Here is a 25,967-nt window from a genome sequence, read left to right as displayed (position 1 = left end):
CCCTAAACATGTGAACTTTCAAATGTTTGAGCATTTTGTATAATTGGTCACTCACTACAGCGTAACCAAACCGTATTAATATTGGTAGTATATACAGACACTATATATCGCTTTGGTGGCTTTTATGGCATCATAAGCGCAACATATTTGACTATTTTTGATACTGATTATGATACCGAAGTTCTTAAAAAAACGGATTTTTAAAGCGCCAGTCGCGACTGATGGCACTGCTAAAACTGATGGCAATGCAATCGCTACTAAGCCTTATTCTAATGCACCGATCAATCAGCTGTATCGTAAGCTGTCAGGTCAGATGCTCGATATCGCCGTAAAACCTAAGTTATTAGGCGAGCTACCTGAGTTCGACAATGATGATCAGACGCTACGGTTTTATGTATTACAGGACTATTCTCGTTCCAACAGTATTCTGATCGACTTGCAGACGCAAGAGCACAATTTACCGCCAGCACTGGTTGGAGTAAATGATGCCGCCCATAATATTAAAGAAAATGCGGCCATCATATTTTTGAATCACCCAAGTGCTAAAGACAGCCAGCTGTCTCCTCGCCTTTCTCGCTTAGTGTCTGCTGTATTGCAATATCCCGAGCTAAAGGTACGTTTAGTACCAGTATCGATTCTGTGGGGACGCGCACCTGAAAAAGAAGATTCGTTATTTAAGCTACTGACTGCTGACAACTGGCAAGACCCTAGCATCACTAAGCAATTATTTAATATCGGGGTGATGGGCCGCGACACTTTTGTACAGTTCCACCCACCGCAAGACTTACGTACCATTATCAACGATAATCTCAAAGGCGACGTGGAAGGACCTGCTACCTTTGACTCAGTTGCTACAGATGCCCTTAAAGCAGATTTAACAGCGGCGGATTCACTCGATACAGAGTCAACTGCCGCTACTACTACTGATACCGCAGCTGACGCTGAGCAGACACCAAGCTATGCGCTAGTCGCATCGGCTGATAGTAATCGTGAACTGGTTCGTATGTTGCAGCAGCAATTGTCGATTTATCTAGATAAACAGCGTGCCAGTATGCTCGGCCCAGATCTGTCAGATAGACGCAACTTGGTAGACAAACTGGTGTACTCGCCAGCGATCAAACATGCGATTGAGATGGAAGCGGCCGAAAAAGGGACCAGCGTTCGAGAAGCTCGCAGTCAGGCCAGGGGCTACGCTAATGAGATGGTCAATGACTACTCTCATTCCATTATTAGAGGCTTTTATAAATTTTTGACATGGTTATGGACGCAGTTATATGACGGCGTAGAAGTCCATCACTTCGAGCGAGTACGTGACCTTGCGACCGATTATGAGCTGATTTATGTGCCTTGTCATCGCAGTCATGTCGACTATCTATTACTGTCTTATGTCATCTACAAACGCGGCCTGAGTATCCCTTATGTTGCAGCAGGTGATAACTTAGATGTACCTGTATTAGGCCCACTATTACGCGGTGCCGTTGCGTTTTATATTCGTCGTAGCTTCCGTGGTAACGCGCTATATACCGCTGTACTGCGCGAATATATGCATACCCTGATCACGCGCAACACTCCGATTGAGTACTTTATTGAAGGTGGTCGCTCACGTTCAGGTCGCCTACTACCGCCGAAGATGGGTATGCTAGCGATGACTGTCCATAGCCAACTACGCCAAACCAATAAGCCTGTGGTATTTATACCGACTTATATTGGTTACGAGCGTATTATGGAAGGCGGCACTTATGTCGGTGAGCTAAAAGGTAAACCAAAAGAGTCGGAGTCTTTGATCGGGCTGCTCAAAGTTGGCCGTAAAATCGAGCGTATCTTTGGTAATGTGCACTTAAGCTTCGGTACGCCATTACACCTTAGCGATTTTATGACAAAATTCGATGTGCCAGCCAATAGTTTGCCATCCGATCGTACTGACTCGCCGCTCGATGAAAAAACCAGCGCCATGGTTGATAACATCGGTGTGAAAGTCATGCAGCATATCAATAAAGCTGCGGTCGTAACCCCTGTCTCGCTGCTATCATTGGTTCTGCTATCAGCACCAAAAGCTGCATTGGATGAAAACATTTGCCGTGAGCAAATCGCTTTGTACCAAGGTCTGGCTCAGCAGCTGGTCTACTCAGAGGATACAGTTATCACTGATATGACGCCGCAGCAAATCATTGATTATGGTATTAAGTTAAAGCTCATTGAGCGTACGCCGCATATCTTGGGCGATATCATTCAGGTCGCAGGTAAGCAAGCAGCGTTGCTTAGCTACTTCCGTAACAACATTTTGCATGTCTTTATTTTGCTGTCGTTCCTGTCTGCACTAGTCGCACGCAACGGACGTATCAAACGCAGCCGTCTCGATAGTATCGCTGAGCAGTTATATCCATTCCTACAAAGTGAGCTGTTCTTATATTATCCAGCACATGGCTTGGCTGATACGCTCAATAAGAAAGTTGATAATCTGCTGTCTCATGGACTCATCGTTGACTTGGGTGATGATACGCTCAGCGTTCCTGAGTCTAATAGTAAGCATTATCAGCAGTTACAAGTGCTGGCAACACCAGTTGGACAAAGCCTTGAGCGTTACTTTATGACGCTTGCACTACTCGCTCAGCAAGGCTCTGGTAATTTAACTGAAAATGAAGTTGTTGACCTGTGTCACCTGCTCGGACAGCGTTTGTCTGTGCTTTATGCAGATGATATTCCTGACTTCTTTGATCGCGCCTTGTTTACCAGCTTCATCAGTGCGTTGACTCGTCTTGACTATCTACAAAAAGATGATGAAACAGGCATATTGACTTTCGATCATCGCATTAACGACATCGCTCATCATGCTAAGTACGTGTTAACGCCTGATATGATGCAAATCTTGCAGCAAGTTGCTAGTTTGGACGAAGAAGAAATCACTCACGCCATTACTGAGATTAGTAATAAAAAACAGCGTAAATTTGGGCGTAAGCGTTAATTTTAACAACTAGCCATACCCTTTAGAATTTTAAGCTAAATAAAAAAAGACCGCTAACGATTAGCGGTCTTTTTTTGGATTGGACTATATTAAACAGCCGTATTAGTTAGTAATTTTCTTATACTTGGCACGTTTAGGACTGGCGTCATCACCCATTGTCTTTTTACGATACGCTTCAAACTCAGTATAGTTACCGTCAAACCAGACTGGGCCTTCTTCTTCGAATGCCAAGATATGAGTGGCGATACGATCAAGGAACCAGCGATCATGCGATACGACCATTACTGTACCTGGGAATACTTGAATCGCATCCTCTAGTGCACGTAAGGTTTCGATATCTAAATCGTTTGATGGTTCATCGAGGAGCAATACGTTTGCGCCTTGCTTTAGTGTTTTCGCCAATTGCAGACGGTTACGCTCACCACCTGATAATTGACCGACGTGCTTTTGCTGATCTGAGCCTTTGAAGTTAAAACGTCCGATATAGGCACGGCTTGGCGTGGTGTAGTCGCCAACCGTAATGATATCAAGGCCGTCAGAAACTTCTTCCCACACGGTTTTGTTGTCATCTAGATGATCACGTACCTGACCGACATAGGCAACTTTAACACTTTCACCCAAATCAACCGAACCAGTATCTGGTGTATCGCGCTCAGTAATCATGTTAAACAGCGTGGTTTTACCCGCACCATTTGGACCAATAATACCAACGATACCACCAGCTGGTACGTTAAAGCTTAGGTTTTCATACAGCAGACGATCGCCGAATGATTTAGAGATATCATTAATCTCAATAACCTTGTTACCCAAACGTGGACCAGGTGGAATATAAATCTCAGAGGTCTCATTACGTTTTTGGAACTCAGTCGAGTTCAACTCTTCAAAACGCTGTACACGAGATTTAGACTTAGCCTGTTGGCCTTTCTGGTTTTTACGAATCCACTCAAGCTCTTTTTTCAGCGCTTTAGCAAATGATTCTTCTTGCTTGTTCTGCTGCTCTAGACGCGTGTTCTTTTGCTCTAGCCACTCAGTATAGTTGCCTTCATACGGATAGCCATGGCCACGGTCAAGCTCCAAGATCCACTGAGCGACGTTATCCAAGAAATAGCGATCATGGGTAATGGCAACGATAGTACCGCTGTAATTCTGCAAGAACTGCTCTAGCCATGCAACAGACTCGGCGTCCAAATGGTTGGTCGGTTCGTCAAGTAGTAGCATGTCAGGGCGCGACAATAGCAGACGGCATAGTGCCACACGGCGTTTCTCACCACCTGACAGTTTGCTAACGTCAGCATCCCATGGTGGCAGACGTAGCGCGTCGGCTGCTTTTTCTAGCTGGTTATTTAAGTTGTGCGCATCCCAAGACTGGATGATATCTTCCATCTTGCCTTGCTCTTCAGCAAGCTTATCAAAATCAGCATCAGGCTCTGCGTATTCAGCATAGATAGCATCTAGACGTGCTAGCGCATCTAGTGCTTCGCGCATACCGTCTTCGACATTACCACGAACGTCTTTGCTGTCGTCTAGCTGTGGTTCCTGTGGCAGATAGCCAACTTTGGTACCTGCTTGCGCACGTGCTTCACCACTGAACTCAGTGTCCACACCTGCCATGATACGGAGCAAGGTTGATTTGCCTGAACCGTTAATACCCAAAACACCAATTTTGGCACCAGGGAAAAACGATAGGTTGATATTTTTTAGGATTTCACGCTTAGGGGGAACAAGTTTTGACACGTTGTTCATCGTGTAAATATATTGAGCCATTAACACTCCGATAGACTGCATAGAAGAGAACAGCAAATGCCACTCAGCGATGATGCCAAGCGTGCCGTACCTCAAAATCAGGGTTACAAATTATAGGTCATTATCGCATTGTGGCGCATACCCTGCAAGCTGACAGGTTGTTTTACCAGTTGTTTTACTGTTTTTGACAGCAGCCTATGCCTTTTGGCTATAAAACTCGCTCTAAAAAATAACTCAAGAAGTCTTATCCTAATGAACTAACTTAACATTTTGATTCATTAGCGTTTTATAAAGACCACAAAAAATAGCATCAAAACTTTCGCAAATTTAATCAATAGCCGTTAGCATGTTAGTGTGGCTTAACAAGGTCGAGTAGATCCGTTTGATATCTAATTATCAAACGGATTGATCATCTGACCTTATGTTCGTCTCAATATCTACTTTATCGCAATCATACAGGTACTGATAATATGGCCAACGGCTATCGCCCTGAAATTATTCAACGTGCGTTTGTCGATTTTATCGGATCGCGCTTACATCCGCTTTGGTCATTGACGACTCCTAAGTTACGCCTGATCGCACGCTATACATTAAGTAATGATTTAATAGCACTTCGATTTGAGACCAATAGAGCCTTTAAACAGCAAGTTTCTAAGGTGATGAGTGGTTGGCAAGGTGGTCAATATCTCGATTTGCGCGTTTGTATCGATGGAGTTTATCACCAGCGTAGCTACTCGATAGTAGGTTTGGCGCATCAACCCCTCTGGTGGCGCGACGATACTACCGAGAGCCATACGGCAGACCAACGACATACGGTAACTATCGCGATTAAACCGCAAGGGTTGGTATCTAACTATTTAACCAAACAGATGCCACTGGCTAGCGTCGTTGATACAAGCTTGCCACTGGGTCATTTTACTTTAGCACAGGCAAAGGCAAATTTAGACCATAGAGAACCAGATAACCAAAAACTAAACCCTTTATTATTTGTCGCTGGCGGTAGCGGTATCACACCTATGCTCGGACTTATCACTCAAGCCTTGAGTAATGGTCACCATGTGACGCTGTTGCATTACAGTCGAACTGTTTCATCCAAGCTGCAACATCAGTGGCAAAAGCTGAACGAAGCGTATCCAGACTTCACTTATCATCTAATCCATACTGAAGATCCGACTACCTATTTGGCTGGCGTACGATACTTAAGTGTAGAGAGTCTGCTGTCGCTAAACTTACCTCTAGCAGATACGCAGATATTTGCTTGCGGTTCACCAGCGTTATTAGCTGGCTTATATAAAACCGCCGCAGAGATAACTTTCTCTACAGACAAACAGCTGCGCGATAACATCATAGTAGAGAACTTTGGTAATGCCCTAGCTAATGTTGATAATAGCAGCAATCAAACATTTGATAGAACAGTACCTGTAGCAGAACACACTGTCTATTTACGGTCACGGCAACGACAGTTTAGCAGTGACACGATCATACTGACTGCTGCTGAGAATGCAGATGTACGGCTAGCACATGGTTGTCGGCAAGGCATTTGCCAGTTGTGCCGCTGCAATAAAGTCAGCGGCGTGGTCAAAAACGTCCAGACAGGGAAAGTAAGCGGGGATGGTTACGAGTCTATTCAGACTTGCATTAGTATTGCCATGACTGATGTGGTTCTCGATGTTTAATGACTGGCTCAATAGAACGACCGGCTCAATAGAAAGCATATGCCAAACAACCTATAAGAAATAGAAGACAAACGTTATTTTATAGGCTAAAACTCAGATAACTTATCAAACCGGATGCAGTGCTGTTTATTCACGCCATTTCGGTTAAGGATTTATTTATGCGCTTATTACCACCCGTTACTACGCCACAATCTGCAGTGCCTATCTTGACGCCACTGTCCGATGCACAACTAGCGAAAAACGCGCCTTTGCCTTTGACATCGCAAACGCCTTACACGCAGCTTAACGATAAAGCAATCAATGATAGCGATCAGCTAGACACGTCAACACGGACTCGCTACCCAACAGTAACTGATGCCCCTCTATCAAAGCCTCAAAGTGATGCTTTAGCCGTAGAGCTCAATGCCCTGTACAAAAGCGTCATGGACTCGCTAGGCAGTGAAGATGCACGCTACATACAGCGAGTATATGCCACCGTGGTATATAGTGAAATTATCGCCCGTGGTTTACTCGCAGCGGCTGGGCGTATGCCATCGAAACGCAGTCTGGTCGCTACTTGGCTACTAGGTACGTCTTTACTTAGCTTTAGCAAAATATTGAACAACATGGAGCTAGGCCATAACGTTATGCATGGTCAATATGACTGGATGCAACACCCGCACCTTAATAGTCAAAAATTCGACTGGGATATTGTCTGCCCTGCTCCATTATGGCAACACTCACATAATTATTTACATCATACTTTTACCAATATTGTAGGCCGTGATCATGACGTAGGCTATCACTTGATTCGAGTGACTGATGAGCAGCCTTGGACGCCAGAAGATCGCTACAATATGTTTAGTACAGCGGTACTGGCATTTGGATTTGAATGGGCGGTAGCCTTTCATGACATCCAAATCAGTGCAGATGAATACGCTGACTCTCCTGATCTGCACAAAATCATGCAGCAAAAGTCTCGTGCGTTATTTGCCAAAATTGGACGACAAATAGGCAAAGACTATATTGCACTGCCGTCTGTAGTTGCGCTGACACTAGGTCGTCGTAGCGCCTTTAGTACGTTGAGCGGTAACATGACTGCCAACACTGTCCGTAACCTATGGACGTGGGCGGTGATTTTTTGTGGGCATTTCACTGAGCAAGCGCATATCTATACCCATCTCGATGCCAATGAAAGTAAAGGCGACTGGTATGTACGCCAAATCCTTGGCTCTAGCAATATCAAAGGCAGCAAATGGTTCCATCTTTTGACAGGTAACTTGTCCCACCAAATTGAGCATCATATATTTCCTGATATGCCAGCTGGCCACTATGCAAAGATTGCGCCGCAGGTACAGGCCATATGCCGTAAGTATGGTTTAAGCTATAACACTGGCCACTTTGGCACACAACTCAAGCAAGTACTGGGACGTATTTATCACTTTAGCAAACCTAGTGAAAAAGAATGGCAAGCCTATGTACAGTCAACGAAAAATGCAGATAGTACTACTCATAAAGATGATAGGTCAGCTGTCAATTTAGAAAACAAATTAGCGATAGAGAACACTGATGGTCTCACTCGCTTTTTGCCTCCAGTCGTCCGTAAAGCTATCTCCTATGCATGGTGACATATTCATATTTGCAACTAGATACGGCCATGATAAGGTAGGACGGAAGATATAGATGACGTTAACAGTCGTCCTATCAACCATTACGGTAAGGGTCTAGATTATTAAGCATCAAACCTACATACTAAACTGGTACTATTAAATTAATAAATATTTAATTACTAATAAAAATTTGATAATAAGAAATGGAGTATATTAATGAGTAACCAAACCTCTAAACCAAATCTAGAAATTATTCATAATCAAGCAGCGAACCGCTTTGAGACATCTATCGATGGTCAGACAGGTTATATTAGCTATCAGGAAAGTGCTGACAAGTTGGTCTACGATCATACTATCGTACCGCAGCAACTGGGTGGCCGCGGTGTTGGTTCAGCACTGGTAAAGCACGCATTGAATTATGCACGTGAGCAAGACAAGAAAGTGATACCACAATGCTCATTTGTCGCGTCATACATTAGCAAACATCCTGAGTATCAAGATTTAATTTAATTGGCTACGTAGTTAGGTTCAATTAATTCGTTAACGAAGCTCAGTTAAGTGATATCGGGCAAAGCAGGAAAATACGTAGATATTTATTTAGCATAGGAGACATACCCCAGCACCACTTTTAATAAACCAATTCGACATAACAATAAAGGTTATTAATATGAGTAGTTTATCTGACAAACAAATCAATCTACAGCTAGAAGAGCTTGCTGGTTGGCAACGTGACGGCAATAGCATCGTCAAAACCTATCATTTTAGCGATTTTATCGAAGCTATGAGCTTTATGAATCAAGCGGCATTTCATGCTGAAGCGCTTGAGCACCATCCAGAATGGCGTAATACCTATAATATCGTAGAAGTTCGTTTAACCAATCATGATACAGGCGGTATCTCTAGTCTAGATATTCGTTTAGCCAAACGTATGGAGCATATTATTCAGCCCAAACGGTTGTAGTAGCAAGTCTATAACGTATGCCTTGATGCCGATTGTCCTAGTTTTCTAACGATTACCTTCGTTAAAGTAGATAAAAAAGACCCTCAATTGAGGGTCTTTTTTATAGTAGGTATTTACAACGATAAGCTGTGTTTACATCTTGCGACTGACAAAGGCAACGATAAACAAAATCACAGCGACTGCTAAGAAAATGTATGCCAAATTAGCAGACAATCCTGCGACACCGCCAAAACCTAGGAAACTCGCTAATAATGCGATTACTGCAAAAATAATAGCCCAACGAAACATAATATTCTCCTCAATAATGGTAAAAAACAGATATTAGAATTTATATAGCATCTATTTAACTTGTTTTTATCTAATGCTAGTTATTACTGTTTACGCTTATAGATTAGCAATGTTCGTCTCCAAAAAACGTTCATTTTAGTAATAATATCGGTAGGTTATGTAAAGTTTGTAGTAACTGTTAATGTCTCATACTTCTTTTTCTTTAATAGATGATATTTTCGAAATAGAATTATATTTCTGAATACAGTGTTATTTGACTGAGAGTTATTAAACTAAGCGCTTTTTAACTGGACGTGTTTTTATTGAATACTCTTTTACTGAACGCTACTCTTCCAACTGTATGCAGAACTATTTTAAATTTCTCACGTTATATGTGATGTTGGCTGCAAACTATAAACTGTAGCGACCTCACAAACCCCTAACCTAATCAAACGACTTGGTTTATAGTTTACTATCCACCTATTCTCAAATCTATTAAGGACAATACATATGGATACCAATACGGATACTGAAAAATCTACACAAAAAACCAGCGGCGACACACGCCCTTATGCAGTTGTTCTATATGGTGCGACAAGCTTCGTCGGTCAGATCACTGCCCACTATTTAACCAATTTTTTATCAAATAATAAGAACGAAGATGGCTCAAACGTATCATGGGCAATCGCAGGTCGCGATGAAGACAAGCTTAATAAGTTACAGGCAAAACTTGAGAGTAAGGTAGACATTATTATTGCTAACAGTAACGATGCTGCTAGCCTTGATAAGATGACCAAACAGACTCAAGTCATCATCTCTACTGTAGGCCCATATCTGAAATATGGTGAGCCACTGATTAAATCTTGTGCTGAAAACGGTACGGATTATGTCGATCTTACTGGTGAGGCCATTTTTATCAAAGATATGATGGACAAGTACCAAGATACTGCCAAGCAAAGTGGTGCCCGTATTGTTAACTCTTGTGGTTTTGACTCTATCCCGTCAGATTTGGGCGCGTACTTTACCCAAGCTAAGGCAGAAGAAAAGTTCGGCGAGACCTGTAATGTCATCCATATGCGTGTCAAAGCAGCCAAAGGTGGTATCTCAGGCGGTACTATCGCATCGATGGCATCAATATTTGAAGAAGCTGGTGAGGACAAAGCACGTCGCAAACAAGTAGCCAATCCATACCTGTTAAACGATGATAGTGATGCACCAAACGTACGTCAGGATAATGTTAGCAAACCAGTATATGACAGCAATCATAAGCGCTGGTTAGCACCGTTCGTCATGGCGACCATCAATACGCGTATCGTCCATCGCACTAACCAATTACTCAGCTATGAGTACGGTCGCGATTTCAAGTATGACGAAGCAATGTGGATGAAAGATGGCGTCAAAGGAAAACTGTCTAGCTATGCTATGAGCGCAGGTTTATTGGGCTTTGCCACTGCAATGATGATTAAACCAAGTCGCGAGTTACTATCCAAGCACGTCTTACCAAAAGCTGGCTCAGGCCCTTCTAAGGACGAGCAAGAGAACGGCTACTTTGATATCCGTCACTTTGGCCAAACGGCCAAAAATGACACTATTACCGTTAAAGTAACAGGTGATAGAGATCCTGGTTACGGCAGTACTTCTCGTATGATTTCGCAGGCCGCATTATGTCTAGCACAAGATATCAGCAAAGAGGACGTTGGCGGCGGGTTCTGGACACCAGCATCTGCGATGGGTAATAAGCTCATAACTCGCTTAGAAGCGTATTCTGGTCTTAGCTTTGAAGTGATTGATAGTTAATCTATTGACTAATGACAAAGGCTCAATGTCTTTATGACCGTATCTTGGTTTCGAGATACGGTTTTTTATTGTCTACTCTAAATATTTAGACGTAGATTAAATTAAGAACAACGTATTTTTTTGGTGAACAATGTTTCTGTTTTCCGATTATTTAGTACTTTATGATACTAACCATTAATCCAATATTGCTACTATCGTTTTATATATATTGTAGAAAAATTATATGTAAACATTAGTTTAATGTAGTATATGTTATCAAAGGATTTACATAATAGAACTTAAGAACTATCTAAACACTGTTTTTGAATTATGAATAAAAACTACTGATAAAAGTCTCTATAATACTGACGAATAGCACTCAAAAAAAACCATTAATAACAATCAGCTAAGTTCAAATAATAACTATAAACAACTAAAAATTCATATTTTCTAATACTAGAGACATCGGTAAATATTTATTATTATCAGACTCATTTATTAACAGCTTTAATAACACAAGAAACCTTTACTATTAATGAGTTTTGGGGAAATCTAGAAGTTAATATAACGACTAGACTTTAAGTATGGCAGTTTCATAACGTCACAAGAAAACATTAAACTGTTAGAACCTTAATGAGTTTGCTACTGAAATATAAACTACATCGTTGATAATTTGCATACAGTATTTACAGACACCTTTGAGTAAAAACGGCTTATCATTAAATATGAGTTATCGTTTTTAATTATTACTAATAATACATATGGGAGCTTTATAATGAAAAAGAATATTTTATCGTTAATTTTAGGTACTACGCTTGCATTGCCTACACTTGCAATGGCTATGCCGACCAACAGCAGTGATTCTATGCAATCACGTATGCCAAGTAGCTCTGTCAAAAGCAATGTACAAGTCGGTGTAGAAGGACCAACTGGTAAATTGGGAGCTGCACAGCCTAGCCATGTCAATATCAATGACTCTAGCAATAAGATGAACGACTCTCGTAGTGAGATGAATGATTCGAACAAGAGTATGAACAACTCTGACAACAGAGTGAACGAATCTAATGACAAGATGAATGATAAAGCTGGCACTATGAGCAATAGTAATATGCCTACTATGAACGGTAACGTGCCAACGACAACGGGTGCAGCCTCTACACAGTCTACCCAACGTACGCAAACGCCAAACATGCAGCATAGCAATGCAGACTATCAGCCTTTAATCGCTGGTGAAGCCGCTTCTAACAATAAAACGGCAAATGCTACTAGTACCTTGCAAGAAAAGAAAAAAGACAACCGTGGTGAGTTATTAGCCACTCAGCCAGCAAATGTACAGTTTAAAGAAAACCGCCGTATTGCTGTAAATCGTTAATATGGCCATTAATATTTAAGTATATTAACAAACATAAAAAGGGCAGCCTATTGGCTGCCCTTTTTTATATTAATCTATCTATGCTAGCTATTTCAATTTTGATTATTTCTTATTTTTAGTCACGCCAGCTTTTTGTAATAAGGCACCAAGTGTACCCATTTTACTTGGGGCTTCAGCTTTATCATTTTTTACTGGCTTACTACGATTGCTCGCGTTGTCTTTATCCTGACGCTTGCCACGTGGCTTAGACGGACGTTTGTCAGCAGCTGGACGGCTATTATTTGGACGGTCACTATTTGCGTTATTATTGCGTGGACGACTGGTTTTCTCACCATCTGTCGTAGACTTGGCAGCCGTACGTACAGGTTTTTCAGATTCAGGTTTCATGCTAAAGCCAATACGACCACGTTTTTCATCGATAGAGATAACACGAACCGAAACGATATCGCCAGGTTTGACACGGTTCATAGGATCGGCGACAAAGTCATTGGCCATCTGCGAGATATGTACCAAACCATCCTGATGGACACCAACATCAACGAAACAGCCAAAGGCCGTTACGTTAGTAACTACCCCTTCTAAGGTCATGCCTTCGCTCAAATCTTTGATGCTATTGACGTCATCACGGAAATTGGCCGTTTTAAACTCAGGACGAGGATCGCGAGCAGGTTTAGCTAGCTCTTCGATAATCGCTTTTACGCTAACATTATCATCGTTAGCAGCCAATGTAGTCGTATCGATAGTATTTAACACACCGTCGTTACCGATGACTTCTGACAACGGCTTGCCCGCTTGTGCAAGTAAACTATCGACCAATGCATAACTCTCTGGATGCACACCAGTAGCATCTAATGGATTGCTACCATTATGAATACGCAAGAAACCAGCTGCTTGCTCAAATGTCTTAGCACCTAGACGTGGGACGTTTTTGAGCGCTTCACGGCTATCAAATGCACCATGCTCTTTACGATAGGTTACGACTTGCTGTGCCACATTGCGGTTAAGACCTGCGATGTGAGCCAAGATAGCTGGGCTGGCTGTATTTACGTCCACACCCACGGCATTCACGCTATCTTGAGTTACTTTATCCAGACTATCTGCAAGCTGGTTTTGATTGACGTCATGCTGATATTGACCCACGCCAATGGCTTTTGGATCAACTTTAACAAGCTCTGATAATGGATCCTGCAAGCGACGCGCGATAGAAACCGCGCCACGTACAGAAACGTCTAGATTGGCCAACTCATCACTAGCAAGTTCACTCGCTGAATAAACAGACGCGCCCGACTCATTAACGATAACGGCTTTGGCTTTTAATGCATCATTCGCAGCCAGAATCTCTTTGATCATCGCATCTGTTTCGCGACTTGCCGTACCATTACCGATAGCGACCAAGTCAACGTTATAAGTACTTAATAACGCATCGATGACTTTTTTAGCTTCATCCATCTTATTATCAGGTGCAAACGGATACACTGTCGCTATGACAGGCTTCTCTTCGCTATCTGACATGACATGACCTTGCGCATCAACGATGGCCATTTTTACGCCATGACGGATACCAGGATCGACACCCAAGATTACTTTAGGACCTGCAGGTGCAGACATTAGCAAATGCTGTAAGTTGCTAGCGAATACATCAATCGCATCCGCTTCTGCGGCTAAGCGCTTTTCAGTTAATAGGCGATGCTCAATATGCGGACGCCATTTGTCTTTCCACAAGCTACTGGCTGCCTCTGATAAAAACTCACGGCGGGCTGCTAGTGCTTTAGCATCGACATCGAAATGACTGATGATTTTTTCGATAAATGGTGCGTCTTCGCCTTCAATTTTTAGACCCAAGACATTTTCTTGACGACCGCGCAACATTGCTAATAGGCGATGATTTGGCAGTCGAGCAAGACTTTCGCTATGCTCAAAGTAGTCTTTGAATTTCTCGCCAACTTCGCGCTTTTCTTCGCTCGCAACGCTCGATACGATACTGGCAGTTTTGGCAAAACCACTGCGTAAATTGTCCAACAAACCCAATGCTTGTGTCCACTCATCAACGATAATCGCTTGTACGCCAGCGAGTTGTTTTTCAATATCGCTAAAATCAACCTCGATTTCATTACCACTGTCATCAGTGATACTTGACTGGACTTGATAATCAGCCAAGGCATCCGTCGGAGTGATTTCTTGGGTCAAGACCGCTTGAGCAGCAGTATCAAGACCAGCGGCACGAGCTTTGGCAGCAGGTGAACGACGACGCGGACGATATGGCAGATAGATATCTTCAAGCTCAAGCTTAGACGTCGCATTATCGATACGCGTCTGTAGCTCGTCAGTCAGATTGCCCTGTGTGCTTAACAGCTCAGTAATTTTGAGCCGACGTGTTGCCATGTCACGCTCATAATTAAGAGACTTCTCTAAAGCACGCAGCTGCGCATCATCAAGATTCTGGGTTTTCTCTTTGCGGTAACGCGCAATAAAAGGAACCGTCGCACCTTCATCGTAAAGTTTGACAAACGCATTGACTTGAGCAGTCTTAATGCCAAGCGCGCGAGCAAGCTTGTCGTGAATATTCGCGTGTGTGGTTGCATCCAAAACCTGTGCATTTGTCGAGGTTTGAGATGACGTTAAGGTATCAGTGCTACTCATATACGTATCAATCGTTGAGAAATGTAGCTTTGCATTATAGCAAAAGCTGCATGAATAAAAATCCTTTTTATCTTTTCGTTATTTATCGGCTGTTTTGTGGCTCAAATCGTTTTATATCATGCGTTCTGCCGCATCGTTAAACAAACGCATACAGCATTTATCTTTATGAGTGATGCAATTGGCCGTGCAATCTTATACACTAAAGTATCAATAGCGCGAATATTGATAGGTGCTGCCATATTGAACAATAGTCTTTGATTTTATGACGTACTTATTTTTGACCAATTATTAAATAATAATACTTGGTTAGCAGTCATTTTTTACTCATGACTTTTTATTTATAGTCTCTGCTAACCGCCGTTTTTGCTAACAATAATTTTTATAAGAGGATGCCTGTATGCCTGATAATAACAGCCCTGATACCTTGACCCAGCGTATTTTGGTCGTCGATGATGATGCCCGTTTACGCTCTTTGTTACAGCGCTTCCTAGAAGACGACGGCTTTGTGGTTCGTACCGCTCATGATGGCGGTCAGATGGACAAACTCATGCAACGTGAGCTTTTCTCTTTGGTCGTACTCGATTTGATGCTGCCAGGCGAAGACGGTATCAGTATCTGTAAGCGTCTGCGTGAAGACAATGCGGATATTCCTATTATTATGCTTACTGCCAAGGGTGGCGATGCTGATCGTATCGCAGGTCTAGAAGCGGGTGCAGATGATTATCTACCTAAGCCTTTTAACCCAAAAGAGCTATTGGCTCGTATCAAAGCTGTATTACGTCGTCAAAACCGTGAGTTGCCAGGTGCGCCAAGTCATCAAATGGAAGTGGTCGAGTTTGGTCCATGGACACTAGATCTATCGACTCGTACGCTCAAACGTGATGGTAACGTAGTCACTTTGACGACAGGTGAGTTTTCAGTACTAAAAGCGCTCGTACAGCATCCACGTGAGCCATTGACTCGTGATAAGTTGATGAACCTTGCTCGTGGTCGTGAATGGGGTGCGATGGAGCGTTCTATCGACGTCCAAGTATCGCGTCTGCGTCGCCTGATTGAAGACAACCCTTCACAAGCACGTTATATCCAGACCGTCTGGGGCGTTGGCTATGTGTTCGTTCCTGATGAAGCTGAGGTAGAAACAATCAAAAGTGAATAACTTTTGACTGATCTAATTCCTTTTAATATAGGCCGTGTTTGGCTACTTTCAAACACGTGCCAATATGATGAGCATACCTGTGAAAAACCAAATTATTTTTCAAAACATACCCTGCACGTTAGTGACAGGGTTTTTAGGTGCTGGCAAAACCACCGTAATCAATCAGTTACTGGCCTCGAAACCGAATGACGAACGCTGGGCTCTCTTAATCAATGAGTTTGGTCGTATCGGTATTGATGGCGCACTCCTAGCCAGCTCCCAAGATAACGATCTTGAGCAAAAGAATATTGCCATTCGTGAAGTCAGTGGTGGCTGTATTTGCTGCACCAGCCAGCTGCCCTTACAGATTGCAATCAGTCGTCTGCTCAGTGACCATCATCCACAGCGATTGTTGATCGAGCCCACAGGATTGGCACATCCACGTGAGCTGATACTACAACTTAGTGCGCCGCACTGGCAAACCGCCCTAAAGATGAATGCTGTGATAACCGTACTGAGTGGCGAGCAGTGGCAACAGATTAAGTATCGTGATCATGATGGTTTTCAAGCGCATGTCCGTGATGCCGATGTGCTGATAATCAATCGTTATGTCCAATTAAATACTAGCAAAGAGCAAGCCTTGCTAGAATGGATAACCAAACTAAATTCACAAATAAAAATCATTTGGGCAGCATCAGGACTAACAGCATCTGAGACAACAGACTCATCAGACGTTCATTCATCAGATGGTCTTGTAGCAGATGGTCTTGTAGCAGATGCATACTCTAAAACGTTAAACGACCAACTGAATCAGCCTAGCTCTATCATTTCGAATCAACGAAAAGTCAGTATCTCTAATCCTAAAAAATCGATGATTGGTTTACAGTCTCAAGCTAGCTCCTTAGCAACTGTGCCATCATCGAGTTCATCTACCGATGAGACTAAAGCTCAGGCTAGTGCTGATAGTGATCTGCCCTATCGCTACCATGAAGAGCAGCAAGATTTTCAATTGGCTGGATGGCGATTACCTGCACACTATGTACTAGACGCTGATGATTTACAGGATTGGTTATTAGCACTGCCAAACTGGCAACGCATTAAAGGCGTGGTACATACTTCTGATGGCTGGATGCAGATCAATTTTAACCCTGGTAGTCTAACTACCAGAACCATCGACCCACAGACGGATAGTCGATTGGAAATTATTTTGCAATTAGACAATACTGTCGATACAGCTACAGAAAAATCAGAAACTGAGAATGGTGCCAAAGCGTCATCAGTATTGATAGATTGGGAAGAGTGCGATCGCGAACTGATGGCACTGGTTATATAGCAACAGACAAAAAAAGGGCAGACATTGCTATTTTATCTAGCAATGTCCGCCCTTTCTTTTTTCAACGCAACTAGGGCGTGTCCTCATTTTAAAAATGGTGATAAAAATGAGATAAGTCGCAGTCAAACAAGGAAAATAGCGCAGATAATATCGAGATATTAGTCAGCTATTTGACGCCGTTTGGCAAGATTTAGCCATTTTTAACCCATTTAGATGACTATCGATTGAATTGAGGACACGCCCTAACTATTGTTTAACGCAACTGACTGTCTTTACTACCACGACGATTAAACAGCTCAGCTGCTTTTGCTTCTTGTTCAAGCTCCGTCTGACAGCTAACGCAGTGCTGAATACCGGGCACCGCTAGTCGCCTTGCCTCTGGAATAGGCTTACCACATTCGTCACACAGCTCAGCACTCACACCTGTCGGTAACGAACGTCGCGCGCGTTCCAATGCATCATTGACCGTTGCATCCATTTGTTCGTGCTCAGCACCATCTCTTGACCAGCCACCTGCCATAATCTTATCCTATTTTTCATTCATTATAATTAGACAATATAAATATCTTTAATAACAAATAGATGGGGCTAGCTATGGTTAATTGCAACCTGCGATAGTGTATAAAACCATCAATAAAGAATGACGTAATTATTTTGACTCACCTTAAAACTTTGCTACTAGTCTTTTGGTTGTAGCTCAATGACCTGACCTCGTACGCCAATGCTCTCATCACTCATCAGGCAGACATAGCCTGCCATGATATCTTCAGGTGTTTTTAAGCTCATCGGGTTTTCACCTGGATACGCATGCGCACGCATATTGGTACGAGTACCACCTGGATTAACGCAGTTAAAACGTAGATTGGTTGTGTTCTGCGTCTCTTGAGTAAAGATATCACTCATACCTTCTACTGCTTGTTTAGAAAGTGCATAAGCACCCCAAAATGCGCGAGGATGTGTACCTACAGTGCTAGAGGTGAAAACAACAGACCCATGATCAGCATCTTTTAATAGCGGCAATAGCGCTTGGGTCAGCATAAAAGTCGCTGTGAAATTGACTTTCATCACTTGGGCGAAAGTATCGACATCATACATCTCAAGCGGCGTTAATTGTCCTAATATACCAGCATTATGCAAGATACCATCTAACTGGCCGACTTCTTTATTAATTAGCCCTTCGAGCTGCTGCATTTCGGCATAAGTCGCCCCTTCTAAGTTCATCGGCAACATAGCAGGCTGCTTACCACCAAGACTCTCAATCTCATCGTAGACGTACTCAAGCTTGCTACTAGTGCGGCCTAACAATAAGACAGTGGCGCCATAACGAGCATAGGTCAATGCAGCAACACGGCCAATACCATCCCCTGCTCCAGTCACCAAAATAGTCTTACCATCTAGGCAATTACTGGACGGTACAAAGTTACGAATATCATCATGAGTCAAAGGCTGAATAGGACTTTGAACCGTTTTTTTATTGTCTTGTGGATCGACTGGTTGGTTATTATTGTCACTCATGGCATTGCTCACTACTTATCATTAAATCGTTGAGGATATGTGCTTATGGTTGTAAATCTGGTGATATGTAGCAGTCTATAAATACTCAAACTTACCAGACGATAGCAGCAATTTGTTTAACTGCTCAGGCGTATCCGTAATATAGTCGGCGCCCCATTTTTTCAAAGACTTTTGATCTTCAGGTGGAATATATCCATAAGCAGCCAAAATCGTTGGCATGCCAGCGGCATTGCCAGCTTCAATATCACGCACATGATCACCGACATAAAGTACGCAGCCTGCCGCCCCTCGTGGGATACCAAGTTTTTCTAGCGCCATATACATTGGCTCTGGGTCTGGTTTGGTGCGAGATACATCATCTGGACAGACCAAAACTGCACAGCGCTGATCCAGTTGCATCTCACTTAATAGCTTTTCAGCTAAATAACGCGGCTTGTTGGTAACGATACCCCATGGCACGCCCTTTGCTTCAAGTTCAGTCAGTACCGCTTCAAGCGCCTGAAACACGCAGCTATCGACACAGATATCTGCTTCATAATCATCTAAGAACTGCTGACGAAACTCAAGCAATGCTTCCTCGCTGACTTCGAGTTGATCGTTATGTCTTAGCATCAATTGCACCATGGCCGAGGCACCCGCAGAGACTTGCTCGCGGATTTCCGCTTCAGGCGGTGCCTGCCAGTCATTTTCGAGACTCATTTTACCAATGATACGAACAAAATCAGCAGCAGTATCGATTAATGTCCCATCAAGGTCAAATAAAACAGCTTTTACAAATTGGGTCATAGTGAATGCTCTTGAGATTGATGACGTGTTTAGTGAAAGTATGGCAAATAAATGGCTGCGTGCAGCATTAAACCAATGGCTTTTGTACGGCTATCATATAATTAACATCGACGTTTTGGGCAAGCCAGTAGCGTTTGGTCAGCGGATTATAATGCAAACCGATAATATCCTGACGAACAAATCCAGTATTGAGTGCCATTTTGTCTAATTCTGCTGGCGTGATAAATTTGGCATAGTCATGGGTGCCGCGATCAAGCAACCGCAGTACATACTCTGCACCAACGATGGCAAACAGATAAGATTTAGGATTGCGATTAATCGTTGATAGTACACAGACACCGCCAGGAGCTAACAACTCATAACAAGCCTGCACGATCGAGCTAGGATCTGGCACGTGCTCTAGCATCTCCATACAAGTCACTACATCAAACTGACCAGCATGTGTTTTTGCCAACTCTTCAACGGGTATATGCTGATAGCGAAGCGTATTCTCTAACTGGCTTTGCTCTGCATGTAACGCAGCAGCTTTTAGGTTTTCTGTACCTAAATCAATCCCTGTCACATCAGCACCGCGGCGTGCCATAGATTCTGACAATATTCCACCGCCGCACCCTACGTCGAGTACTTTTTTGCCAGCAAGCCCTTGCTCAGCGGTTTTATTAGCATCGTTTTGATAGCCACGTTTGACGTTTTCTTCTATCCAGTTTAAACGTAATGGATTGATCTCGTGTAGCGTTGCAAACGCCCCTGTGTTGCTCCACCACTCACTCGCCAAGTTATTAAATTTTTCGACTTCGCTAGGATCTACGTTGATGGTGGTAGACTCTGTACTATTGAAAGCGCTATTATTATTTTGATCATTTGAAGTTGATGAAGAATTTAAAGCAGAGCTCATGGTATGTTCCTTGATTGTCACTATCGTTATTATCGTTTACAGTGCATGATTATGTGCTTAATATTAGCATGAGAGTAGCAGTTTTGTCGTAAGCACATCGTCAGCGATTGTGAATAGGCTTAAACTTTACCCTGTTTTTTGGGCAGTATCTTGATATAGAAAAGATACGTATCCTTGTGACAATATCGCATTCTGATACTTTTGAATCTCTTAAGTTCCATATAGAAATAAAGCAGACACTTGAGAAACAGTAGATTCAAAAAGTAACAAGCAATATACCTTAAATAATAGCTAACAGCTTTACAACTATCGGTTAAGAATGCGATTCACAAGTACATACATTTTACGTTATCATAGTCGATACTTTGTTATTGTTCGATTATACTCGACACTGTCTGGTTTAGACGCTTTAAAAGCTATATATTTTAGAGTGTCACATGTTTAACAACCATATAGACACAAACCTCTTAACCCATTCTAAGTCTCCACACCTCAAGGATAAAGTATGAAACGTGTCATCACACTGACTGGTCTAGCCATGGCCATTGGACTTGCCTCTATGGGCGCACAAGCTGCAGACTATGTCGCTGGAAAAGATTACCGTGTGCTAGACAACCCAGAGAAAATCAGCGGTGATGCCATCATTGTTCGTGAATTCTTTTGGTATGGTTGCCCACATTGTAATGTGCTTGATCCGCATATGGAAAAATGGGCAAAGACTAAAGACAAAGATGTCGTATTCTTCAAAACACCAGCGGCACTTAACCCTGTTTGGGAAGCCAATGCACGCGGTTTTTATGCGGCTCAGCTTTTAGGGTTCGAAGACAAAACTCATTCTGCATTATTTGATGCTATCCACAAAGATGGTAAAAAACTGTTTGATCAATCATCATTGAGCAAATGGTACGCGTCAAAAGGCGTGAATGAAAAGAAATTTAACAGCCTATATAACTCATTTGCTGTTGGTACAAAAATTGGTCGCTCACAAGAAGGCGCTAAACGTTATCAGCTTTCTGGCGTACCAGCTGTGGTGGTGCAAGGCAAATATGTAGTCACTGGTGAGAGTGCTAAAGTACCTAAAATCGTCGACTACTTGGTCGACAAAGCCCGTGCTGAAAAGAAATAACTCAAGCAATAAATACTTGAATAATAGACATAACGCACAGTACATCCGTACGTCATGCACAAAAAAGCCAATCATAAATTGATTGGCTTTTTTGCATCTTAACATTTTAGCTATACGTCTTTTAATCACCCATTTTTTAACTACTAATCTTTCAACTAATAAAATTCTAATTAATAGATTTCTAGCTTGGTATATAGATGTTATTTCTTCAGCTGCGATAAAATAGCCACTTCACGAATATAACTTGCCAAATCTGCTTTAGATTCTGCCAACAACTCATCATCTTGCATGTGTTTGGCATACTCTATCCACAACAGTAACTGATACATACTGTGGTGCTCAGAAGCTTTATATTGCTTCACAAACTGCTTGAGCGTACCTTCGTCATTGATATTTAGACGCTCGTACCAACTCTCTATTTTTGAGACTTGCTCTTTAGGAAAAAAGGCATCAAATAGTGCTTTTATCAGCTCATGGCGATTTTCTTCAATCATAAGCTTGCCAACACGTTTGGTCTGACGGTTACGAGCATTGGCGCTAGTAATATCAGCCAATGCCATTAGCTCCGCCATAAAATAGTCACTGGCAGGTAAGGCTTTTAGCTGTTTTTTCGATAAGCTAGCAAGCGGTATAGATAATTGCTGCAAGCGCTCATGGGCTTTTTTGAGTTCTGTACGCGAGACGCGCATGTCCTGTTCTTTCCAGTCGATCATAAAAGCTTTCCAAAATAATAATTAATAAATTAAATAGTGTCTGATATCATTACCAACGACTTTTTTCGCGGTGTTTTGCCAATACCTTCACGCCTTTAGGCATGGCGTCAGCAAGGCGGCGTTGTAGATGATCAGTGATAAAAACAGAGCGATGTTTGCCGCCCGTACAGCCTATGGCAACCGTGACCGTATGACGATTATTGTGCAAAAATTCTGGTAGCCAACGGGTCAAAAAATTATCAATATCACCCATCATTTCTGCTACTTCTGGATAATCTGAGAAGAATGCGCCTACTTCGGCATCCAATCCTGTCGAGTCACGTAACTCAGGGTTCCAATGTGGATTCGGTAAAATTCTAACATCGAATACAAAGTCAGCATCGATAGGACTACCGTATTTAAAACCGAAAGACAGTAGATTGATGACAATCTGATTGTCCATGCCTATATGTTCACGCAAGCTGTCTTTTAATTGATGAATATTTAGGCTACTGGTATCAATCCTAATATCAGCATGACCAGCAATTGGCTCTAATAGCTCAACTTCTTTTTTGATAGCAGCAGGTAAATTAAAGGCTATATGCTTAGCGTTATCACTATCGATATCTTGTGACATCAAAGGATGTACACGGCGCGTCGCGTTGAAACGGGCTATCAGCGTACTCTCTTGTGCAGTCACATATAAAATCTGTACCGCATGCGACCCATAAGTTTCCTTGAGAGAAGCATATGTCACTGCAAAGTTAGATAAATCCGCACGTGGCGTTCGAATATCGACACCCAGCGCAATACGATAAATGCCGCTTTCATTAACCAGTTTATGAGCAGCATTAGGTAACAAAGACAGCGGTAGGTTATCAATAGAGTAATAGCCTAGATCTTCTAAGATATTCAATACTGAGGTCTTACCAGATCCTGAACGCCCTGAGACCACTAATATACTGAGCTTATTCGTAGACGTCTGATCCGCTATCGTTGCTGCCGCATTACTATTTTGATCCTGACTTACACCCATGATCTACTCATCCAAGTCTATTGTATCTAGTCTACTGCTATGTCATAAAAGCTAATTTACCACTACCAACTGATTGTCTAACAAACGCGCTTTTCCTAGCCATGCTGCGACTAAAATAACGATGTTTTTGTTTTCTATATTAAAGGTTTTAGAGTCACTTACGACAGAACCTAACTCCTCAGTCTTGATTTCCAGATAATCAATAATAAAACCTGCGTCACTAATACGTGTCCGCGTCTCTACTAATAGCTTATCAAATGCTTGCTGACTAAGAGCCGTACTTTTCAAACTCTGCGCTAATTCTTGCAATGCTTGATGTAATACAGGGGCAGCTTGACGCTCATTTGCACTTAAGTATTGATTACGCGATGATAGCGCTAAGCCATCATCAGCACGAACAATAGGCGCACCAATGATATTAATAGGATAACTCAAGTCACGTACCAACTGCTTAATGATAGCAAGCTGCTGATAGTCTTTTTGTCCAAATACTGCCACATCTGGTTGTACGATATTGAATAATTTAGCGACCACAATACCGACACCATCAAAGTGTCCAGGACGTGATTGACCACATAACTGATTGGCAATAGCCCCAGCTAATACAGCAGTAGGTGGTGGTAATACTGGATACATCGCATCAATGCTAGGTGCAAACACGTAATCTGCATTCACTGTCGCAAGCTTAGCCACATCTGCATCTAGTGTACGCGGATAGCTGTCAAAATCTTCCCCAACGCCAAACTGAGTGGGGTTAACGAAGATACTGACCACCACTACATCTGCATGCTGTTTGGCAATTCTTACCAGCTCAAGATGACCGTCATGCAGATTACCCATCGTTGGTACTAACGCAATGCGCTGCTGACGGCCTTGTTTGTCATTTTGCTGACCACGATAAGGCTGCAGCGCTTCACGTAGTGACGAGATATCATGATAAATAATTGGAGACATGATTACTTTTCTTCTATTCAAACGTTCTGTTGTTCAATAGCGTAAATAACTTTAATAACTTCAAAATCAGCTAAATTGGTGCTGCTCAGTCGGGAAGCTACCTTCGCGTACTGACTGCTGATAGAGCGCAAAAGCACCTTCGATACTGTGTGCGCTATTACGCTCATCTGTTAAAAAATCATGGACAAAACGTGGCACTCGGCCATGCGCCATACCTAGCATGTCATGCATAACCAATACCTGACCATCAGTATCGGCTCCAGCACCAATACCGATAACTGGCACGGTAACGGCTTCAGTAACGGCTTTTGCAAGCGCGGCTGGAACACATTCTAACACTAGCAGTGCAGCGCCAGCGGCTACGACTGCCTTAGCATCGGCAAGCAGTTTATCAGCCGCTTCATCACCGCGACCTTGAATTTTATAGCCACCAAACACGTTGACTGATTGTGGAGTCAAACCAAGATGCACACAAGTTGGTGTACCTGCTTGCGCCAAGGCCGTTACTAATTCACAAAGCTCACTACCACCTTCGATTTTTATCACATGCGCCCCTGCTTGCATCAGCGCGCGGCTATTAGCAGCGGCTTCTGGCAATGTCACATAACTCATAAACGGCAGGTCAGCCAATATCAACGCGTGTTTATTACTACGGGCAATATTGGCAGTGTGATAAGCCATATCATTGACTGTTACAGGTAGTGTCGAGTCATGGCCTTGTACAACCATGCCCAAGCTATCCCCAATTAGAATCGTGTCAATTTCGGCTTTTTCCATCATTCGTGCAAACATCGAGTCATAACAGGTCAAGCAAGTGAACTTGGTACCGTCTTTTTTAAACTTATTTAGAGTAGATAATGTTGTCATATGACCCTCAATTAATCTGCAATGCCTTTGATTATCAATATTGCTACTATTCTAGCTGTGATCGAGAGGTCTCAGACCAATCTCCCAATCATCTATCACTTAGCATCATTTACTTATAATCAATCGCTTGATAGTAATGTTAAACCTGTCCAATCGCGACTTTGTGAATAGTCACCTATCAACTTACCTGCGATGGTTAAGTGTGGTGACATCTCTCGCAGTGGTATTAAGACAAAATTGCGCTCACTTAAACCAGCGTGCGGTATTGTCAGTGTTGGATCGGTAATCTGTATCTCACCGTATAGCAAAATATCAACATCTAGACTACGTTCGCCCCAACGGCGCAAACGTGCCCGCTTAGCCATGCTTTCTAAATGCTGACAAAAAGCAAGCAGCTCATAAGGGGCAAACGTTGTCTCAAAACCAGCTACTGCATTAACAAAATCTGGCTGATCTTGCGGACCCATCGGTGCTGAAGCGTAAAAAGAAGAGACACTTACTTTACGTACCTGCTCATGTGCTCGCATTACTGCAAGCGCCTGCTGCAAATGATCAGCAGGCGAACCCAGCTCATTAGCGAGGTTGCTACCCAAACCCACATAACAGGTAACCCAGTTACTATTATCTGTACTGTTATCCATA

General features: G+C 42.6%; 22 protein-coding genes. 10 read left to right on the top strand and 12 right to left on the bottom strand.

Translation table 11 applies throughout. The features are described 5' to 3' along the window. The first annotated feature begins 169 nt into the window (after positions 1-169). The gene (gene plsB, locus HCZ91_RS02555; RefSeq protein ID WP_179797931.1) at positions 170-2,962 is read left to right on the top strand and encodes a glycerol-3-phosphate 1-O-acyltransferase PlsB; all 2,793 of its coding nucleotides are present in this window, start codon (positions 170-172) and stop codon (positions 2,960-2,962) included. A gap of 102 nt (positions 2,963-3,064) precedes the next feature. Here the strand turns inward: plsB and ettA are convergent, their stop codons facing one another. Further along, positions 3,065-4,726, bottom strand: a complete 1,662-nt coding sequence (gene ettA / locus HCZ91_RS02550) for an energy-dependent translational throttle protein EttA (RefSeq protein WP_057757965.1) — start codon at positions 4,724-4,726, stop codon at positions 3,065-3,067. Positions 4,727-5,175: 449 nt separating this feature from the next. Here ettA and HCZ91_RS02545 point away from each other — a divergent pair, with 449 nt between their 5' ends. The 4 genes from HCZ91_RS02545 (at position 5,176) to HCZ91_RS02530 (ending at position 8,931) form a co-directional block, all read left to right on the top strand. Next, positions 5,176-6,381: an iron-sulfur cluster-binding domain-containing protein gene (locus HCZ91_RS02545; protein ID WP_179797930.1), complete on the top strand. Its 1,206-nt coding sequence runs from the start codon at positions 5,176-5,178 to the stop codon at positions 6,379-6,381. Between the two features lie 158 nt (positions 6,382-6,539). Then, a complete protein-coding gene (locus HCZ91_RS02540) occupies positions 6,540-7,988 on the top strand; it encodes an acyl-CoA desaturase (protein WP_179797929.1) in 1,449 nt (482 codons plus the stop codon). Positions 7,989-8,186: 198 nt separating this feature from the next. Beyond that, on the top strand, positions 8,187-8,480 hold the full coding sequence (locus HCZ91_RS02535; protein WP_179797928.1) for a GNAT family N-acetyltransferase: 294 nt from the start codon (positions 8,187-8,189) through the stop codon (positions 8,478-8,480). A 157-nt stretch (positions 8,481-8,637) separates the two neighbouring features. Further along, positions 8,638-8,931 carry a 4a-hydroxytetrahydrobiopterin dehydratase gene (locus HCZ91_RS02530; RefSeq protein WP_057757953.1) on the top strand — a complete coding sequence of 98 codons (294 nt, stop codon included), beginning with the start codon at positions 8,638-8,640 and terminating at the stop codon, positions 8,929-8,931. A 132-nt stretch (positions 8,932-9,063) separates the two neighbouring features. On the opposite strand, the gene HCZ91_RS02525 is transcribed toward HCZ91_RS02530, so the two are convergent. Continuing rightward, complete coding sequence (locus HCZ91_RS02525) at positions 9,064-9,219, bottom strand: DUF1328 domain-containing protein (protein ID WP_082624527.1); 156 nt, start codon at positions 9,217-9,219, stop codon at positions 9,064-9,066. Positions 9,220-9,708: 489 nt separating this feature from the next. Here HCZ91_RS02525 and HCZ91_RS02520 point away from each other — a divergent pair, with 489 nt between their 5' ends. Both HCZ91_RS02520 and HCZ91_RS02515 read left to right on the top strand, forming a co-directional pair. Then, positions 9,709-10,995, top strand: coding sequence for a saccharopine dehydrogenase NADP-binding domain-containing protein (locus tag HCZ91_RS02520; RefSeq protein WP_179797927.1), 1,287 nt, complete (start codon positions 9,709-9,711; stop codon positions 10,993-10,995). A gap of 754 nt (positions 10,996-11,749) precedes the next feature. Continuing rightward, positions 11,750-12,346, top strand: a complete 597-nt coding sequence (locus HCZ91_RS02515) for a hypothetical protein (RefSeq protein ID WP_179797926.1) — start codon at positions 11,750-11,752, stop codon at positions 12,344-12,346. A gap of 102 nt (positions 12,347-12,448) precedes the next feature. Here HCZ91_RS02515 and HCZ91_RS02510 read toward each other — a convergent pair whose 3' ends face one another. Further along, the gene (locus HCZ91_RS02510) at positions 12,449-14,986 is read right to left on the bottom strand and encodes a Tex family protein (RefSeq protein WP_179797925.1); all 2,538 of its coding nucleotides are present in this window, start codon (positions 14,984-14,986) and stop codon (positions 12,449-12,451) included. Positions 14,987-15,383: 397 nt separating this feature from the next. Between HCZ91_RS02510 and ompR the strand changes: the two genes are divergently transcribed. After that, positions 15,384-16,142, top strand: coding sequence for a two-component system response regulator OmpR (ompR, locus tag HCZ91_RS02505; RefSeq protein ID WP_179797924.1), 759 nt, complete (start codon positions 15,384-15,386; stop codon positions 16,140-16,142). A gap of 79 nt (positions 16,143-16,221) precedes the next feature. Continuing rightward, entirely contained in the window at positions 16,222-17,454 is a 1,233-nt protein-coding gene (locus HCZ91_RS02500) for a CobW family GTP-binding protein (RefSeq protein ID WP_346342171.1), read from the top strand. 253 nt (positions 17,455-17,707) lie between these two features. On the opposite strand, the gene HCZ91_RS02495 is transcribed toward HCZ91_RS02500, so the two are convergent. The 4 genes from HCZ91_RS02495 to ubiG form a co-directional block, all read right to left on the bottom strand. Beyond that, positions 17,708-17,974, bottom strand: coding sequence for a DksA/TraR family C4-type zinc finger protein (locus HCZ91_RS02495; protein ID WP_101204603.1), 267 nt, complete (start codon positions 17,972-17,974; stop codon positions 17,708-17,710). Positions 17,975-18,132: 158 nt separating this feature from the next. Further along, positions 18,133-18,969: a YciK family oxidoreductase gene (locus tag HCZ91_RS02490; RefSeq protein ID WP_257019952.1), complete on the bottom strand. Its 837-nt coding sequence runs from the start codon at positions 18,967-18,969 to the stop codon at positions 18,133-18,135. A gap of 75 nt (positions 18,970-19,044) precedes the next feature. Further along, positions 19,045-19,755 (bottom strand): HAD-IA family hydrolase, encoded by a 711-nt coding sequence (locus tag HCZ91_RS02485; RefSeq protein WP_101204604.1) that lies wholly within the window; start codon positions 19,753-19,755, stop codon positions 19,045-19,047. A gap of 67 nt (positions 19,756-19,822) precedes the next feature. Then, positions 19,823-20,650, bottom strand: coding sequence for a bifunctional 2-polyprenyl-6-hydroxyphenol methylase/3-demethylubiquinol 3-O-methyltransferase UbiG (gene ubiG / locus HCZ91_RS02480; protein WP_179797923.1), 828 nt, complete (start codon positions 20,648-20,650; stop codon positions 19,823-19,825). A gap of 505 nt (positions 20,651-21,155) precedes the next feature. Here ubiG and HCZ91_RS02475 point away from each other — a divergent pair. Beyond that, complete coding sequence (locus tag HCZ91_RS02475) at positions 21,156-21,776, top strand: thiol:disulfide interchange protein DsbA/DsbL (RefSeq protein ID WP_179797922.1); 621 nt, start codon at positions 21,156-21,158, stop codon at positions 21,774-21,776. 200 nt (positions 21,777-21,976) lie between these two features. Here HCZ91_RS02475 and yjgA read toward each other — a convergent pair whose 3' ends face one another. The 5 genes from yjgA to folK form a co-directional block, all read right to left on the bottom strand. Then, entirely contained in the window at positions 21,977-22,489 is a 513-nt protein-coding gene (gene yjgA / locus HCZ91_RS02470) for a ribosome biogenesis factor YjgA (RefSeq protein ID WP_057757930.1), read from the bottom strand. A gap of 49 nt (positions 22,490-22,538) precedes the next feature. Next, the gene (gene rapZ, locus HCZ91_RS02465; protein WP_179797920.1) at positions 22,539-23,504 is read right to left on the bottom strand and encodes an RNase adapter RapZ; all 966 of its coding nucleotides are present in this window, start codon (positions 23,502-23,504) and stop codon (positions 22,539-22,541) included. 51 nt (positions 23,505-23,555) lie between these two features. Continuing rightward, positions 23,556-24,458, bottom strand: a complete 903-nt coding sequence (gene panC, locus HCZ91_RS02460; RefSeq protein WP_179797918.1) for a pantoate--beta-alanine ligase — start codon at positions 24,456-24,458, stop codon at positions 23,556-23,558. Between the two features lie 66 nt (positions 24,459-24,524). Further along, positions 24,525-25,325 carry a 3-methyl-2-oxobutanoate hydroxymethyltransferase gene (gene panB, locus HCZ91_RS02455; RefSeq protein WP_179797916.1) on the bottom strand — a complete coding sequence of 267 codons (801 nt, stop codon included), beginning with the start codon at positions 25,323-25,325 and terminating at the stop codon, positions 24,525-24,527. Between the two features lie 119 nt (positions 25,326-25,444). Then, complete coding sequence (gene folK, locus HCZ91_RS02450; RefSeq protein WP_102091395.1) at positions 25,445-25,966, bottom strand: 2-amino-4-hydroxy-6-hydroxymethyldihydropteridine diphosphokinase; 522 nt, start codon at positions 25,964-25,966, stop codon at positions 25,445-25,447. Between the last annotated feature and the right edge of the window lies 1 nt (position 25,967).

Source organism: Psychrobacter sp. BI730 (genome assembly GCF_013414195.1).
Lineage (GTDB): Bacteria > Pseudomonadota > Gammaproteobacteria > Pseudomonadales > Moraxellaceae > Psychrobacter.
The sequence above is the reverse complement of the archived record's forward strand: the minus strand, read 5'-3'. Positions and strand labels throughout refer to the sequence as shown.

Bases quoted from the DNA above. Each gene is read 5' to 3' on its own strand.
- HCZ91_RS02485 (WP_101204604.1), bottom strand. From the start codon at position 19,755: ATGACCCAATTTGTAAAAGCTGTTTTATTTGACCTTGATGGGACATTA.
- HCZ91_RS02545 (WP_179797930.1), top strand. From the start codon at position 5,176: ATGGCCAACGGCTATCGCCCTGAAATTATTCAACGTGCGTTTGTCGAT.
- folK (WP_102091395.1), bottom strand. From the start codon at position 25,966: ATGGATAACAGTACAGATAATAGTAACTGGGTTACCTGTTATGTGGGT.
- HCZ91_RS02515 (WP_179797926.1), top strand. From the start codon at position 11,750: ATGAAAAAGAATATTTTATCGTTAATTTTAGGTACTACGCTTGCATTG.
- HCZ91_RS02475 (WP_179797922.1), top strand. From the start codon at position 21,156: ATGAAACGTGTCATCACACTGACTGGTCTAGCCATGGCCATTGGACTT.
- panB (WP_179797916.1), bottom strand. From the start codon at position 25,325: ATGACAACATTATCTACTCTAAATAAGTTTAAAAAAGACGGTACCAAG.
- plsB (WP_179797931.1), top strand. From the start codon at position 170: ATGATACCGAAGTTCTTAAAAAAACGGATTTTTAAAGCGCCAGTCGCG.
- ompR (WP_179797924.1), top strand. From the start codon at position 15,384: ATGCCTGATAATAACAGCCCTGATACCTTGACCCAGCGTATTTTGGTC.
- ubiG (WP_179797923.1), bottom strand. From the start codon at position 20,650: ATGAGCTCTGCTTTAAATTCTTCATCAACTTCAAATGATCAAAATAAT.
- HCZ91_RS02520 (WP_179797927.1), top strand. From the start codon at position 9,709: ATGGATACCAATACGGATACTGAAAAATCTACACAAAAAACCAGCGGC.
- HCZ91_RS02535 (WP_179797928.1), top strand. From the start codon at position 8,187: ATGAGTAACCAAACCTCTAAACCAAATCTAGAAATTATTCATAATCAA.
- HCZ91_RS02490 (WP_257019952.1), bottom strand. From the start codon at position 18,969: ATGAGTGACAATAATAACCAACCAGTCGATCCACAAGACAATAAAAAA.
- yjgA (WP_057757930.1), bottom strand. From the start codon at position 22,489: ATGATCGACTGGAAAGAACAGGACATGCGCGTCTCGCGTACAGAACTC.
- rapZ (WP_179797920.1), bottom strand. From the start codon at position 23,504: ATGGGTGTAAGTCAGGATCAAAATAGTAATGCGGCAGCAACGATAGCG.
- HCZ91_RS02495 (WP_101204603.1), bottom strand. From the start codon at position 17,974: ATGGCAGGTGGCTGGTCAAGAGATGGTGCTGAGCACGAACAAATGGAT.
- panC (WP_179797918.1), bottom strand. From the start codon at position 24,458: ATGTCTCCAATTATTTATCATGATATCTCGTCACTACGTGAAGCGCTG.
- HCZ91_RS02540 (WP_179797929.1), top strand. From the start codon at position 6,540: ATGCGCTTATTACCACCCGTTACTACGCCACAATCTGCAGTGCCTATC.
- HCZ91_RS02510 (WP_179797925.1), bottom strand. From the start codon at position 14,986: ATGAGTAGCACTGATACCTTAACGTCATCTCAAACCTCGACAAATGCA.
- HCZ91_RS02525 (WP_082624527.1), bottom strand. From the start codon at position 9,219: ATGTTTCGTTGGGCTATTATTTTTGCAGTAATCGCATTATTAGCGAGT.
- ettA (WP_057757965.1), bottom strand. From the start codon at position 4,726: ATGGCTCAATATATTTACACGATGAACAACGTGTCAAAACTTGTTCCC.
- HCZ91_RS02530 (WP_057757953.1), top strand. From the start codon at position 8,638: ATGAGTAGTTTATCTGACAAACAAATCAATCTACAGCTAGAAGAGCTT.